13 protein-coding genes are annotated in these 13,984 nt (G+C 63.5%); 5 read left to right on the top strand and 8 right to left on the bottom strand.

What is annotated here, in order from left to right; genetic code table 11:
• Positions 1-7: 7 nt before the first annotated feature.
• The 6 genes from ACLV74_RS00890 to ilvA are packed head-to-tail and all read right to left on the bottom strand — an operon-like array spanning position 8 to position 5,330.
• Entirely contained in the window at positions 8-976 is a 969-nt protein-coding gene (locus ACLV74_RS00890) for a 5'-nucleotidase (protein WP_411877473.1), read from the bottom strand.
• Between the two features lie 21 nt (positions 977-997).
• Complete coding sequence (locus tag ACLV74_RS00885) at positions 998-1,555, bottom strand: histidine phosphatase family protein (RefSeq protein WP_411877472.1); 558 nt, start codon at positions 1,553-1,555, stop codon at positions 998-1,000.
• A 13-nt stretch (positions 1,556-1,568) separates the two neighbouring features.
• Positions 1,569-2,414, bottom strand: coding sequence for an adenosylcobinamide-GDP ribazoletransferase (locus ACLV74_RS00880; protein WP_411877471.1), 846 nt, complete (start codon positions 2,412-2,414; stop codon positions 1,569-1,571).
• 16 nt (positions 2,415-2,430) lie between these two features.
• Positions 2,431-3,492: a nicotinate-nucleotide--dimethylbenzimidazole phosphoribosyltransferase gene (gene cobT / locus ACLV74_RS00875; RefSeq protein WP_411877470.1), complete on the bottom strand. Its 1,062-nt coding sequence runs from the start codon at positions 3,490-3,492 to the stop codon at positions 2,431-2,433.
• Positions 3,449-3,712 carry a cysteine-rich CWC family protein gene (locus ACLV74_RS00870; protein ID WP_411877469.1) on the bottom strand — a complete coding sequence of 88 codons (264 nt, stop codon included), beginning with the start codon at positions 3,710-3,712 and terminating at the stop codon, positions 3,449-3,451. Before ACLV74_RS00870 ends, cobT begins: the two co-directional genes overlap by 44 nt.
• A gap of 13 nt (positions 3,713-3,725) precedes the next feature.
• Positions 3,726-5,330: a threonine ammonia-lyase, biosynthetic gene (gene ilvA, locus ACLV74_RS00865; protein WP_411877468.1), complete on the bottom strand. Its 1,605-nt coding sequence runs from the start codon at positions 5,328-5,330 to the stop codon at positions 3,726-3,728.
• A 301-nt stretch (positions 5,331-5,631) separates the two neighbouring features.
• Between ilvA and ACLV74_RS00860 the strand changes: the two genes are divergently transcribed.
• Positions 5,632-6,090, top strand: a complete 459-nt coding sequence (locus tag ACLV74_RS00860) for an OsmC family protein (RefSeq protein WP_411877467.1) — start codon at positions 5,632-5,634, stop codon at positions 6,088-6,090.
• A 24-nt stretch (positions 6,091-6,114) separates the two neighbouring features.
• Here ACLV74_RS00860 and coq7 read toward each other — a convergent pair whose 3' ends face one another.
• On the bottom strand, positions 6,115-6,744 hold the full coding sequence (gene coq7, locus ACLV74_RS00855) for a 2-polyprenyl-3-methyl-6-methoxy-1,4-benzoquinone monooxygenase (protein ID WP_411877466.1): 630 nt from the start codon (positions 6,742-6,744) through the stop codon (positions 6,115-6,117).
• A 103-nt stretch (positions 6,745-6,847) separates the two neighbouring features.
• Complete coding sequence (locus ACLV74_RS00850) at positions 6,848-8,179, bottom strand: porin (RefSeq protein WP_411877465.1); 1,332 nt, start codon at positions 8,177-8,179, stop codon at positions 6,848-6,850.
• A 725-nt stretch (positions 8,180-8,904) separates the two neighbouring features.
• Between ACLV74_RS00850 and ACLV74_RS00845 the strand changes: the two genes are divergently transcribed.
• The 4 genes from ACLV74_RS00845 to ACLV74_RS00830 all read left to right on the top strand — a co-directional run bounded on the left by ACLV74_RS00845 (position 8,905) and on the right by ACLV74_RS00830 (position 13,975).
• Positions 8,905-9,984, top strand: coding sequence for a porin (locus ACLV74_RS00845; protein WP_411877464.1), 1,080 nt, complete (start codon positions 8,905-8,907; stop codon positions 9,982-9,984).
• 354 nt (positions 9,985-10,338) lie between these two features.
• Positions 10,339-11,511: a porin gene (locus tag ACLV74_RS00840; RefSeq protein WP_411877463.1), complete on the top strand. Its 1,173-nt coding sequence runs from the start codon at positions 10,339-10,341 to the stop codon at positions 11,509-11,511.
• 343 nt (positions 11,512-11,854) lie between these two features.
• Positions 11,855-12,613 (top strand): DUF3047 domain-containing protein, encoded by a 759-nt coding sequence (locus ACLV74_RS00835; protein ID WP_411877462.1) that lies wholly within the window; start codon positions 11,855-11,857, stop codon positions 12,611-12,613.
• A 33-nt stretch (positions 12,614-12,646) separates the two neighbouring features.
• Positions 12,647-13,975, top strand: coding sequence for a M20 aminoacylase family protein (locus tag ACLV74_RS00830; RefSeq protein WP_411877461.1), 1,329 nt, complete (start codon positions 12,647-12,649; stop codon positions 13,973-13,975).
• The last annotated feature ends 9 nt before the right edge of the window (positions 13,976-13,984 follow it).

The raw sequence follows: 13,984 nt of genomic DNA, 5'->3' as shown, positions 1-13,984 counted from the left end.
TCGCGGCTCAGGAAAGCTGGTTGGAAACGCCGCTGGCCACATGGCCCGAGGGCACGTGCTGGGCTGCGGAATGGACGTGGCCGGTCTGGTCGTCAAAGAAGAAGTCGGGCTCGAACTCGCGCAGAAATTCACCCTTGGCCAGGCCGCCCAGGAACATGGCCTCGTCGACCTCGATGTTCCAGTCCATCAGCGTGCGGATGGCGCGCTCATGCGCCGGTGCGCTGCGCGCGGTGACCAGCGCGGTGCGTATGCGCATGCGCGAGGTACCGGCCTGCTGCAGCCGGTGCAGCGCTTCAAGCAAAGGCTTGAAGGGACCGGCCAGCAGCGGCTGCGAGGCCTTGTCGCGTTCATGCTGCTGGAAGGCGGACAGGCCCTGGGCCTGAAACACGCGCTCGGCCTCGTCGGAAAACAGCACCGCGTCGCCGTCGAAGGCAATGCGCACTTCGTTGGGGTGGGCGTCGCTGGCGCGCACCGAATGCGGGTAGACCTGCGCGGCCGGCACGCCCGCGGCCAGCGCGTCGCGCACGTCGCTCAGGTGGGCCGACAAAAACAGGTTGGCGTGCAGCGGCTTGAGGTAGCGCCAGGGCGCCTCGCCGCGGTTGAAGGTGCCGCGCTCAATCTTGAGGCCGTAGTGCTGGGCCGAGCGGAACACGCGCATGCCCGATACCGGGTCGTTGCGGGAAAGGATCACGACTTCCACGCGCTGCGCGGGCGCCGTGGGGCTGGCGGCTTCGCCGGCGCTTTCGGGCGCGTCGTTGAAGGCCAGCAGCTTTTTGACCAGCGAAAACGCCACGCCCGGTTTGGCCGGCACGTCCAGGCGTTCGAGCTGCAGCTTCATGTAGGCCGCATCTTTTTTGACGCCGGGCGGCGGCTCGGCCGTCATGCCGGTTTCAAAGACGAGGTTTTCTTCCTCAAAGTCAAACAGCGCGCGCGACGAGATCGCCACCACGAGCTGACCATCCAGATTTGCTGCCATGTTTGAGTGCCTTGTCTGGTTTTAGGAGTGGGTTTGCAACTCGAGTGTGCACCATTGGCCGTAGGACGGCGCTTCAACAGGCCACTCCTCAGCGCTGGCGATCTGACGCACGCCGCGCGCGATCAGTGCCGCCGCGCGTATGACGCCGGCGTGGGTGATCCACAGCGTGTCGGCCTGGCCCTGCAAGCCGTCAAAGGCCGAGGCGACGCGCGCCATGACCTGGCGGGTGCTTTCGCCGCTGCCGCCCACGGCGTATTCGCTAAAACCGTCGGTCCAGGCTTGCAGCTCGGCGGGGGCAATGTCCTGCCATGCGCGGCCTTCCCAGGCGCCGAAGTCCATTTCCTGAAGCCGTGGGTCTGTTTCGCAGGTCAATTCAGGCCGCAGTTCGCGCAGGGCTTGCGCCAGTTGCGCGCATCGTTGCAGCGGGGAGTGGGCGACGCGGGTGCCGGCGGGGAGCAAGCCGGCCAGTGCCTGCGCGCATTCGGTGGTAGCGGCTGCATCGGCCGCCACGTCTTGCCGGCCGTAGCAGATGCCGGGATCTATCAGGGGTTTTGCGTGGCGGGCCAGCCAGAGTTTCATGGCTTGCGGGAGCTCACAAACTGATCGCCAGGCCGAGATAAAAGGCGATCTCGCAAACCTGCTGGGTCGCGCCCAGGCAATCACCGGTAAAGCCCTGCAGCCGGTGCTTGAACATCCGGCCCATCCACAGCAGCGCGATCAGGGCAAAGCTGCAGGCGACGATCAGGTTCCAGGCGTCCAGCGCGAGGACGGCCAGCGCCAGCGCGACAAAGCACCAGGCAAAGCCAACGAGCAGGGCGCCCGGCGCGATCTGGTCGGCCAGCGGTTTGGATTTGGAGGCCGCCGTCTCGCCCACGTGCGGCAGCAGGTAGATCAGCAGCAGCGGCAGGCCGCGCGAGACGACGTGGCCCGTCCACAGCGCGGCGCAGACGTACCAGCTGTCGAACGGGGCTTCCTCCCAGCCGGTGGGCGCGCCTTCGACCGAGCCGAGGATGGACAGCAGCGAGACCTTGCACAGCACGGCAAGCACCAGCGCCATCGCGCCGAAAGCGCCCACGCGCGAGTCCTTCATGATCTGCAGCACGTGCTCCCTGTCGTAGCCGCCGCCCAGGCCGTCGGCCGTGTCGGCCAGGCCGTCTTCATGGAAGCCACCGGTCAGCAGCACGGTGGCGGCGGTGGACAGCGCGGCCGCCACCAGCGGCGTGAAGGTGGTGTCGGGCAGCAGGGCCTGCAGCAGCGCGTACACGGCGGCGGCGAAGGCGCCGGCCAGGATGCCGACGCCGGGGAAGTGCCCCGCGCTGGCGCGCAGCAATTCGGGGCTGTAGCCCACCCAGTCGGCCAGCCGCCCGGTGATGGGGATGCGAGTGAAGAACTGCACGGCGAGCAGGTACTCGCGCACGAACTGGGCGATGGCGGTCATAGGGTGCCCATGGCGTTCAGGCGCCTTCCTTGCCGCTCACGCCGGCGGATTCGAAGCTGGCCATCTCGTGGAGGAAGTTCGCCGCCGACTGCAGCAGCGGCCAGGCCAGCAGCGCGCCGGTGCCTTCGCCCAGGCGCAGGCCCAGGTCCAGCAGCGGCTGGGCCTTGAGGTGCGCCAGCAGCAGCCGGTGGCCTTGCTCGTCGCCGCAATGGCAAAACACCATGTAATCCTGAACGGCGGGCGCCAGGGCCCGGGCGACCAGTGCCGCGGCGCCGGCGATAAAGCCGTCGACCAGCACGACGCGTCGCTCGCTCGCGGCCTGCAGCATGGCGCCGGCCATCATGGCGATTTCAAAGCCGCCCAGGGCCGCCAGCGCATCAAGGGGCTGCGTGGCGCCGGCGTGGCGGGCCAGGGCATCGGCCAGCACCTGGCGCTTGTGCGCCAGCTGGGTGTCGTCCAGGCCGGTGCCGCGGCCTGTGGCTTCTTCAATGCCGACGCCTGCCAGGCGCGCAAACAGCAGCGCGGCGGCCGAGGTGTTGGCAATGCCCATCTCGCCGAAGGCGACAACGTTGCCGGGCAGGCTGCTCACAATGTCCATGCCGGCCTGCAGGGCGGCCCGCGCCTGCACGGCCGTCATGGCGGGCTCGTGGCGGATGTTGCGGGTGCCGTGCGCGATCTTGCGCTGCAGCAACTGCGGATGTGCCGCAAGGCCGGCCGCCACGCCGGCGTCCACCACCTGCAGCGCAAAACCGTGCTGGCGCGCGAAGACATTGATGGCGGCGCCGCCGGCCAGCATGTTGCCGACCATCTGCACCGTGACGGCCTGCGGGTAGGCGGAAACGCCTTCGGCGGCAATGCCGTGGTCGGCCGCGAACACCACCATCTGCGGCGCGCGCAGCGCGATGGTTTCGCTGCGCTGGATCAGGCCCAGTAGCAGCGCCAGGTCTTCGAGCCGGCCGAGCGCGCCCAGAGGTTTGGTTTTGTGGGCGATCTTGTGCCGCAGCCTGGCCTCGAGCGAGGCGTCGGCGCTGGGCTCAATCGCGGGCAGGAGCAGGGGTGGAAAGTCGGGAGCGTTCATCGGTGATCAGCTTGAGGCAGGCGGGGCAATAACAGGACGGCGCGCTGCCTTCCGGCGACGGAGCACGTTCGGTGGGCACGGGCATGACATGGGGCAACTGCACGCACCAGCATTCGGCATCGCCCGCCACCATGCCGCAGCGCAGGCCGGCGCCGCAGCGCGGGCACACCGAAGTGTCGGCCAGGGCGGCTGTGGTCGGGGGCGCGGCCTGGGGGCTCATGGCGGGTCTGGCGTCAGCTTTGCAGGAAGAGCCGGTAGACCGGGTTGGCGGTTTCCTCGACGTGGGGGTAACCCAGCGTGTCGAGGAAGTCCTTGAACGCCTTGTTGTCGGCCTTGGGCACCTGCAGGCCCACCAGGATGCGGCCGTAGTCGGCGCCCTGGTTGCGGTAATGGAAGAGGCTGATGTTCCAGCCCGGCCGCATGCTGGAGAGAAACTTCATCAGCGCGCCCGGGCGCTCGGGGAAGATGAAACGCAGCAGGCGCTCGTCCTTCGACAGCGCGCTGTGCCCGCCCACCATGTGGCGGATGTGCTCCTTGGCGAGCTCGTCGTGCGTGAGGTCCAGCGTCTTGAAGCCGTGGCGCGAGAAATTCGCGGCGATCTTGCCGCTCTCGCCCTTGGCCGAGGTGGTCAGGCCGACAAAGACGTGGGCCTTGGCGTCGTCGTTGATGCGGTAGTTGAACTCGGTCACGCTGCGCGGCCCGCCGGGCAGCTCACCGATCACCTCGCAGAAACGCCGGAAGCTGCCGCGCTCTTCGGGAATCGTCACGGCGAACAGGGCTTCGCGCTCTTCGCCGACTTCGGCGCGCTCGGCGACGAAGCGCAGGCGGTCGAAGTTCATGTTGGCGCCGCACAAAATCGCGGCGTAGGTTTCGCCTTTGGTCTTGTGTTTGGCCACGTACTGCTTGACGGCGGCCACGGCCATCGCGCCCGAGGGCTCGACGATGCTGCGCGTGTCGACGAACACGTCCTTGATGGCGGCGCAGACCGCGTCGGTGTCGACGGTGATGAATTCATCGACCAGTTCGCGGCTGATGCGGAAGGTTTCCTCGCCCACGAGCTTCACGGCCGTGCCGTCGGCGAACAGGCCGACGTCGCTCAGCGTCACGCGCTTTTTCGCGCTGACCGATTGCATCATGGCGTCGGAGTCGTTCATCTGCACGCCTATGACCTTGATCTCGGGCCGCACGGCCTTGATGTAGTTGGCCACGCCGGAGATCAGCCCGCCGCCGCCAATGGCCACGAAGACGGCGTCCAGCCGGCTGGAACCCAGGCTTTGCAGCTGCATGAGGATTTCCATCGCGATCGTGCCCTGGCCGGCGATGACGTCGGGGTCGTCGAAGGGGTGGACGAAGGTCAGGCCCTGTTTTTTCTCAAGCACCACGGCGTGCGCGTAGGCGTCCGAATAGCTGTCGCCGCGCAGCACGACCTCACCGCCCCAGGCGCGCACCGCGTCGACCTTGAGCTGCGGCGTGGTGGTGGGCATGACGATGACGGCGCGTGTGCCGAGCTTTTGCGCGCTGAGCGCCACGCCTTGCGCGTGGTTGCCGGCCGAGGCGCAGATCACGCCTTTCTTGAGCTGGGCCGGGCTCAGGTGGGCCATCTTGTTGTAGGCGCCGCGCAGTTTGAAGCTGAATACCGGCTGCTGGTCCTCACGCTTTAGCAGCACTGTGTTCTTCAGGCGCAAGCCGAGGTTTTTGGCGGGCTCAAGGCTCGATTCCACCGCCACGTCATAGACCCGTGCCGTGAGAATCTTTTTAAGGTAATCGGCGGGGGTGAGCGGCTTGCCGGCGGGGGCTGTTTTGGTGAGGCTTTTAGCGGTTTTGGTCGGGGTGGGCATGTTTTTCTCGCAGCCTGACATCATAGTGGCGCGAGAAAAAGCGCCGCAAGCGCGGGCAGCGAAAGCGGCGCGGCCAAGAAAAAAGGCCCAGACCTTGCGGTCTGGGCCTGTAAATCCACCCTTAGAGGAGGTGGAGGAGACAACCAGTGGCACAAAATACCTTGCGGCCCCGAGGGCAATCAGTATTGGTGCGATGATTTCAGTATAGCGGAGCAATGTTGCGCTGCACAATATCTTGTGGCGCAAACTCGACATTTTTCACGGTTTTAGTTATAAATTTTATGCATAAGGAGCGGAGTTTATGGAATGCACGGTGAGTTGGACAGGCAACAGCGCCAACACGGGATCACGCTCCAACATGAGCTTTCTCGCCGAAACCGGCAGCGGCCACACCCTGGTGATGGACGGCGCCCCTGACGCGGACAAGCCGGAAAACGGCGGCGCCAACCTCGCGCCGCGTCCCATGGAAGCCGTGCTGGCCGGCACCGGCGGTTGCACGGCCTACGACGTGGTGCTGATCCTCAAGCGCGGCCGCCAGGACGTGCGCGGCTGTTCCGTCAAACTGAGCGCCGAAAGGGCGCCCGTGGACCCAAAAGTGTTCACCAAGATCCATATGCATTTTGTGGTGACGGGAAAGGGCTTGGCTCCCAGCGCGGTGGAACGCGCCGTGGCCATGAGCCACGACAAGTACTGCTCGGCCACCATCATGCTTGCGAAAACTGCGGAGATCACCACCAGCTTCGAAGTGCTGGAGGTTTAAAGACGCCGCGGCCCGGTTGCGGCCTTAGAGGTAATGCGCCGTCGTCGTCATGACACGCGCGGCCGAGCGCATCAGCGCCTTGACCGGCCCGGGCAGTTGCACGGCGCCGGCCTGTTCGGCTTCGCGCGCATGCAGGGCCTCATCGTCCTTCATCTGCGCCACGATGGCGCGCGATTCATGGTCGCCTTGCGGCAGGCGTTCCAGGTGGCTGGCCAGATGCGCCTCGACCTGCCGTTCCGTCTCGACGACAAAACCCAGGCTCAGGCGGTCGCCCAGCCGGCTGGCCACCAAGCCCAAGCCGAACGCGCCTGCGTACCAGAGCGGGTTGAGCAGCGAGGGGCGCGCGCCCAGTTCGTCCAGCCGGGCTTTGGTCCAGGCGAGGTGGTCGCCTTCCTCGCGGCTGGCCTGCAGGAAGTGCTCGCGCAGCGCCGGGTCGCGGGTGCCAAGCGCCTGCGCCGCATACAGGGCCTGCGCGCAAACCTCGCCCACATGGTTGACCCGCATCAGCGCGCCTGACAGGGCTTTGTCCTGCAGGGCAAGCTCGGTCTTTTCGCCGGGCACCGTCGGGCAGGTGCGGCTGGCGTGTGGTGTGGCAAAGAGGGTGCGCAATGCGCCGTCGGCGGCGTTGAGCACGGTGTCGAGTGCGGTAGTCATGCCGCCATGTTAGCGCCGCTTGCGTGCAATGGACGCGCCCATGAAAAAAGCCCCCCGAAGGAGGCTTTGGCAGAAGGCCCGGAATGAATCCGGGGCGCTTTGCTTAGAACGTGTGGCGAATGCCCAGGGCGATGTTGGTGGAATCCACGCCGGCATTGGCGGTCACGCCACCGAGGAAGCCGTTGCCGCCTGGTGCAGCCTGTGCCTGGTTCTTGTTGCTGAAGCGGGTCAGCACGGCGTTCAGGCTGGTGCGCTTGGACAGGGCGTAGCTGTAACGAACGCCGTAGGAAGACGTGTCGTTGTCGGCTGCTTTCTTGTCGTCGTAACGGCTGTATGCCACCACCACGGTGTGCACGCCGCTGGTCAGGCGATAGCCGATGTGCATCAGGTTGGCATCCTGCTTCAGGCCGTTGGTGATGCCTGCCTGGACGATAGGCGCGACGCCTGCAAGGGCGGGGCTGGCGGCAGTCAGGGCCGCAGCAATGCCGGACACGCCGGTAGGATTTTCATCCTTCACGGTGGCCCACTGGCCGTACAGTGCGCCGGGGCCGATGTCGATCGAGGCGCCAACCACGGTATTGGTCAGGGATTTCTGGCCCAGTTCGTTGTTGCGCGCGTTGTAGCCGATGCCTGCGCCCCAGCCGTTGGCTTTGTACATGGCCATACCGCCATAGAAACGGCCTGCGGAATTGCCGGCGCCTGCGACTTCACCCGCGCCATACATCAGGGCAGCGGTCAGGCCATCCAGCTTGATGCCGTATTGAATGGTGTTGCTCAGGCGAATGTCGAAAGAAGGAGGGAAGCTGGCAACCTGGCCCGCAGCCAGGCTGGACTCGGTTTGCGATGCGTCGAACGAAGCGCCCACGATGTAGCCTGGCGTGTACTGGCGGCCCAGCGTGAAGGCGCCGAACGGCGTGATCAGGCCGGCGAAAGCCTGGCGGTCAAACAGGTTGCCGGCGGTGTTCACGCCGACGGTGGCGCCCAGGCCCCCCGTGGTGCCGGGGGTGCCGGCTGCATTGCCGTACGCTGCGATGTTCAGCGCGGTTTGCAGTGCGCCCTGGGTAGCAGCGGGCAGCAGCCCGAAAGGCACGCCGTTCACGGTAGGCAGCACAAGGTTACCTTGCACCAGGCGGTCAGGCACCTGGCCGCCCGAAGGAGGGCGGTTGGTGACGGAGCCGGTGTCCAGTTCGAAACGGTTTTCAAGGGTGAAGATGGCTTTGTAGCCGCCGCCGATGTCTTCGGTTCCGCGAAGACCGAACCTGGAGCCTTCGATGATGCCGCTGGCGATGTGGTTGGCCGTGCCGTTGCGCAGGCCGGTGACATGGTTGTAGCCGCCATCAAGAACGCCGTAGATGGTCACGGTGCTTTGCGCCATGGCGGCCGTGGTGGACACAAGTCCCATGATCGCAGTTGCAACGAGGGTCAGTTTTTTCATGGAGTCTCCAGGAGTTTTAATTAATCGAAAGGAAGCGATGGATGGCGGAAAAATTGGCGCCTGTCTTTACCCTGCAGGCCGTCTTTGTGAAGGAAAGATTAATGGCGATGCCGTGAGCCGTAAAGAGTGTCACTACGGGGGGTATCACTTTCGCGACAGGGGAAAACCCGAGGTTTTTGTCGCCGGGGCAAAACCCTAAAAATACCCGCGCAAGTCGCGCATTTCTTGCCCGTTCCCTCTGGCGCGATGGCACCGGTGCCTCGCAGGGGAGCGGTCTGAGCGCGGTTTGGTGGAGCCCAAGGGTCGCTTAGGGCTTTATCTCTATTTTTCTCCCCGCGTGGTGCGCGAGCCACATCCTGTTGGTGCAAGAAAGTGATTTTGGGGAATTGGCGCCCCCGGTTCTGGCTGCGTTCGTTGTCATCCCGTAACAAGACTACACAGCAAGAAATCTGTATGAAGTGCAATCACTAAGACGATGCATAAATGAAAAATGCGCCATTTTGGTGTGTTTTGAATGCACCGAATGGGGTAATCAGCACCTGCAACGCGCAACAGCGGGAGGGCGTGTCGCTGGAGGCCAACACTTGGGTATGAATTTTGCTAATGGAGCGATAAGGGCTTGGTCTGGCTTGTGACAGTTTGGTTAAATCGAGCCAGGGTCGACCGGAGAGCCCTTTAAAAAGTGTTTCGCAATGTATGTTTCCCACCTTTTTGGAGATTTCTAAATGATGAAAAAAAGCCTAGTTGCTTTGGCCGTGCTGGCTGTTTCCGGCGTTGCTTCCGCGCAGTCCAGCGTGACCGTTTACGGCCTCGTTGACGCCTGGATCGGTACCGTCAAGGACAACAACCTCAGCCAGTCCGGCGTGAACGTTCCGCATCCTTTTTCCGGTAGCGGCGGCGGTCTGCAGACCAGCCGTTTCGGCCTGAAGGGTACCGAGGACCTCGGCGGCGGCCTGAAAGCCAACTTCCTGCTGGAAGCCGGCTTTGACCCCAGCACCGGCGCTGCCAACAACTACACCAACCCCTTCACCGGTGCGACCTCCACCGCGGTTTTCGGCCGCCAGGCCTGGGTTGGCCTTTCCGGTGGCTTCGGTGAGCTGAAGCTCGGCAAAATGTGGACCCCTTACGACATGGTCAAGGGTTCCGGCTCCGCCAACTTCGACTCGCTGCTGTTCGCTCCTTCCACCAGCGTGTGGTCCAGCAATAGCTACCAGGATCGTCCAGGCAACTCGGTGTACTACGAAACCCCGAATTTCGGCGGCTTCTCGGCTGCGGCGATGTACAGCTTCGGTGAGAACAAGACCACCGCTGTCAGCGCCGGCAAAATCGCCAGCTTTAACGTGGCTTATGCGAACGGCCCCATCGGTGCTTCCCTGGCTTACCAAAGCGAAAAAGCCAACGGCAACGCCACGGCGATCAAGTACACGCAGCTGAACGGCTCCTATGACTTCGGCGTGGTCAAGCTGCTCGGCGCTTACGGCAACGTGAAGAACGGCACCACGCCTATTACCGGCCTGGCAGCGGACAAGACCAAGGAATACCAGATCGGCCTGGACTTCCCCGTCTCCAGCACCTTCACGCTCTCCGGTGGTTATGCCCGCTCCAAGAGCACCCGTCTGGCTGGCCTTCCTGAGCTGAAGCGCACCGGCTACGGTATTGCTGGCCTGTACGCGCTGTCCAAGCGTTCGAACCTGTATGCGGGTGTCCAGACCGCCAAGGAACAAAACCCCACCACCGTCATCGGTGTCACCGCGCCTGATCGCAAGACCACGACCTACGGCGTTGGCATTCGCCACACGTTCTGATAGAGGGTTGACCTCACTTCCGCCTGTGCGGGTTTCATAAAAAGCCGCTTCTTTGAAGCGGCTTTTTTCATGAGGCTGAACGTAATCAAGCCCAAAAACCAGGTTTTGGCAATTGGGAATACCCGGTATTTGTGAGCGTTGTTTCTTTCCCACGTCTTGCGCTCCCTTTGTGGCATGAGTACAACGGGTTGGTGGTTTTTTTGGGCATTCCTTTGCGCATTGAAGCCCAGTCTGGTGCAATAGAGCCAACTTCCCGAAAGGGGGTTGGCCCGGGTCTCTGGTGGAGCCACAAAGACGCAAGTCCGACGTAGCCCCCGTGCCGGAGCCCTATGTTTAACCTTGGAGAAACTCTCAATGAAAAAGACCCTTATCGCTTTGGCCGCACTCGGCGCGATGGCTGGTGCAGCACAAGCCCAGTCGACCGTGACCATCTATGGTTTGCTCGACGCCAACATCGGCAGCTACAAGACCAACCAGGTCAGCGGCGCCGCAATTTCTGGCATCAGCCAGTCCAAAATTGACTCCGGTGGCCTGAACGGTTCGCGTTGGGGCATTCGCTTCAGCGAAGACGTCGGCGGCGGCATGGCTGTCATCGGTAACCTCGAAAGCGGCATCAACATTGACGCCGGCTCTTCCGCTCAAGGCGGCCTGCTGTTCGGCCGTCGCGCCAACGTGGGTATCTCCAGCGGCTTCGGTACCGTGACCATCGGTCGCAACTCCAGCTCCTATGATGACGTGTCTGCTGACCACGCCATGATGGGCGCTACCCTGTTCGATCCTTCCAATACCAACAACGGCTTCAGCACTGCTGCAGCTGGCGCCATCGGCACCCTGGCTGGCAATGCTGTGCTGCTGAACCACGGCGGCAACGGCTCTGGCGCTCACGTGACCTGGGTTGGTTTCAACACCCGTTTCAACAACAGCATCAAGTACAACACGCCTAACTTCGGTGGCTTCACCGGCTCGTTCATGTACGCTTTTGGCGAAGACAAGACGGCCGCTGTTGGCGCAAGCAACACGGTTTCCGCCAACCTGCGCTACGCAAATGGTCCTCTGCTGATTTCTGGTGGTTACCAGTCTGAAGGCGCTACCCGTACCGCAACGGCCAAGCCTGCTCTGACCAACACGCTGCTGAACGTTTCTTATGACTTCGGCGTTGCCAAAGTCGGCTTCGGCGCCAACCGTGCCAAGTTCAAGGACGTCATCACCACCTTCGGTGCAAATGGCATTCCGACCGCTGCTCACGAACTGGGCGCACAGAAAGAGTACAGCTTGAGCGTTGCAGTGCCTCTGGGCGCGACGACCCTGAGCGCTGGCTATGCACAGTCCAAGGGTGACGATCTGGGCAAGTCTACCGGCTACGGTATCCAGGCTCTGTACTCTTTGAGCAAGCGCACCACCCTGTACGTCGGTGGCGTGAGCACGAAGAACTACGACAACGTGGCTTCGAACACCATGGCTATCGCTCCTACCAGCAGCATCTCGCGTACCACCACGTACGCAGCTGGCATTCGCCACACGTTCTAATTTGAAGCTGGCCTGACGCCAGTTTCTTATGAAGATCTAAAAGCCGCCCTGGGGAAACCCGAGGCGGTTTTTTTTATGGCTTGAATGACTTCGCTACAAATTGGCGGGATTCTGAAACTTTTTCTGCCTGAGCCGCGTTGAGCTATCTGGTCTCTTTTCTTTGGTGCCTGCTTGCAGGTGCGCAAAGCCCGATTTATCGCCGTCTGCGGCCCGTTTGCCCATGACACTGGTGCCTCATTATTTTTCCTTGCGTGCGCTCTGTACCTTGATGGTTGTCGCTTGCGTGACCGTGCTTGCGGCTTGTGCCGGAGTAGAAACTTCGTCGCCCGCCACCAGCCAGGACGTGAGCTGGACTTCCGCCTCGCCCGCAAATCCAAACACCAACTCCGCTTCAAACCCCGACACCGTTACATGGCAACACAGCGCATTCCCGGGTAAAAAATCCACGCGCTATCGCGCCGTGCGGCTGGACGGGCGCAATGCCGTGCTCGGTGAATCCGACAGCGCCGCCAGCATGCTACGGCAGCACCTTCGGGTTGAGCCTTCGGACCTGGGCAAACTGGGTTTTTCCTGGAAGGTGCCCCAGATGATCACGGGCGCCGACATGACGCAGCGCGACAGCGATGATTCGCCGGTTCGCGTGGTGCTGGCCTTTGAAGGCGACCGTTCGAATTTTTCCGCCAAGAATGCCATGCTGTCGGAATTGGCGCTGGCGCTGACGGGTGAGCCGCTGCCCTATGCCACCCTCATGTATGTGTGGGGCAGCCACAGCGCGCCGGAGAGCGTGCTCATCAATACCCGCACCGACCGGATCCGCAAGGTAGTGATTGAATCCGGGCCCGCGCGGCTTGACCGCTGGCTGGAGTACGAACGCGACATTCGCGCCGACTATGAAAAGGCTTTCGGCGAAGCACCCGGCGCGCTTGTCGGCATTGCCATCATGACGGACAGCGACAACACCCGGCAAAAGGCCAAGGCCTGGTATGGGCCGCTTCGCCTGCAGGGCAAGCCGATGCTTGCCGCCACCGGCCCGGCGATGACTGCGACGTCGGCGAAGCTTTCGCAAGGCCCCGTGTTTGCACCGCCATCTCTTCAAGACTAGTATTTAACCTGCTGAACTCGGGACTTCACTGACATGCGCGCTCCGGCAACCCTTCCAAGTGCCTCATCCCCCCAACCCACCGCGACGGCAGGCTTCGCCGGCAGCGCGGACCGCCCGCCCCAGTTGCGCGCCACCGGCCGCGCTTTTGCGCAGATCGTGCAGTACCACCCCGAACTGACCGCCTTCCGCCGCGACCTTCACGCCCATCCTGAACTCGGCTTTGAAGAGGTTTACACCTCCAGCCGCGTTGTGCATGCGCTCAAGCTTTGCGGGGTTGACGAAGTGCATACCGGCGTCGGCAAGACCGGCGTGGTGGCCGTCATCAAGGGCCAGCAGCCCGGCAAGCCGGGCGTGAGGCCTATGGTGGGCCTGCGCGCCGATATGGACGCGCTGCCCATGACCGAGCACAACGAATTCGGCTGGAAGTCTTCCAAAGCCGGGCTGATGCACGGCTGCGGCCACGACGGCCACACCACCATGCTGGTGGGTGCCGCCCGCTACCTGGCCGAGACGCGCAACTTCGCCGGTGACGCCGTGCTGGTGTTCCAGCCCGCCGAAGAAGGGCGCGGCGGCGCCGACGCGATGATCAAGGACGGCCTCTTCGAGCGCTTTCCGGTGCAGTCCATCTATGCCATGCACAACTGGCCGGCCCTGCAGCCCGGCACCATAGGCATTAATCCCGGGCCCATGATGGCCGCGGCCGACCGCATCACCATTGAGGTGACGGGCAAGGGCGGCCACGGCGCGCATGCTTACCTGACAGTGGATCCGGTGCTGGCGGCCGCTCACATCATCACTGCGGTGCAAAGCATCGTGTCTCGCAACGTCAAGGCCATGGACAGCGCCGTGATCAGCATTTGCGCCGTCCGGGCGGGGGAGCTGGGTGCCATGAGTGTGGTGCCCGAAACCGCCACACTGGTCGGCACCGTGCGCACCTTCAAGCCTGAAGTGCAGGACCTGGTTGAGCGCCGCCTCAAGGAACTGTGCGCGGCGGTGGCGCAGGGATTTGGCGCCACGGCCACCGTGAAGTACGAACGCATTTACCCGGCCACCATCAATTCGCCGGCCGAATACACCCTGGCTACCAGCGTTGCCGACCAACTCGTCGGTGCGGAAAACGTGGTGCGCAACCTCGAGCCCAGCATGGGTTCGGAAGATTTTTCTTTCATGCTGCGCGTCAAGCCGGGCGCCTACCTGCGCCTGGGCCAGGGTGAGCAATTGCCCGACGGCAAGGGCGGCACCGTGGGCGGTGTAGGCAGCCGCTTCCTGCACAACAGCTGCTACGACTTCAACGACAGCGTGCTGCCGCTGGGCTCGGCGCTGTTCGCCGGCATCGTGGAGCGTTCGCTGCCGCTGGCCTGATACCGGCGG

It is taken from the genome of Polaromonas sp. YR568, assembly GCF_943369415.1.
In the GTDB taxonomy this organism is placed as follows: Bacteria; Pseudomonadota; Gammaproteobacteria; order Burkholderiales; family Burkholderiaceae_C; genus Polaromonas.
This window is presented reverse-complemented; position numbering and strand designations above follow the sequence as displayed.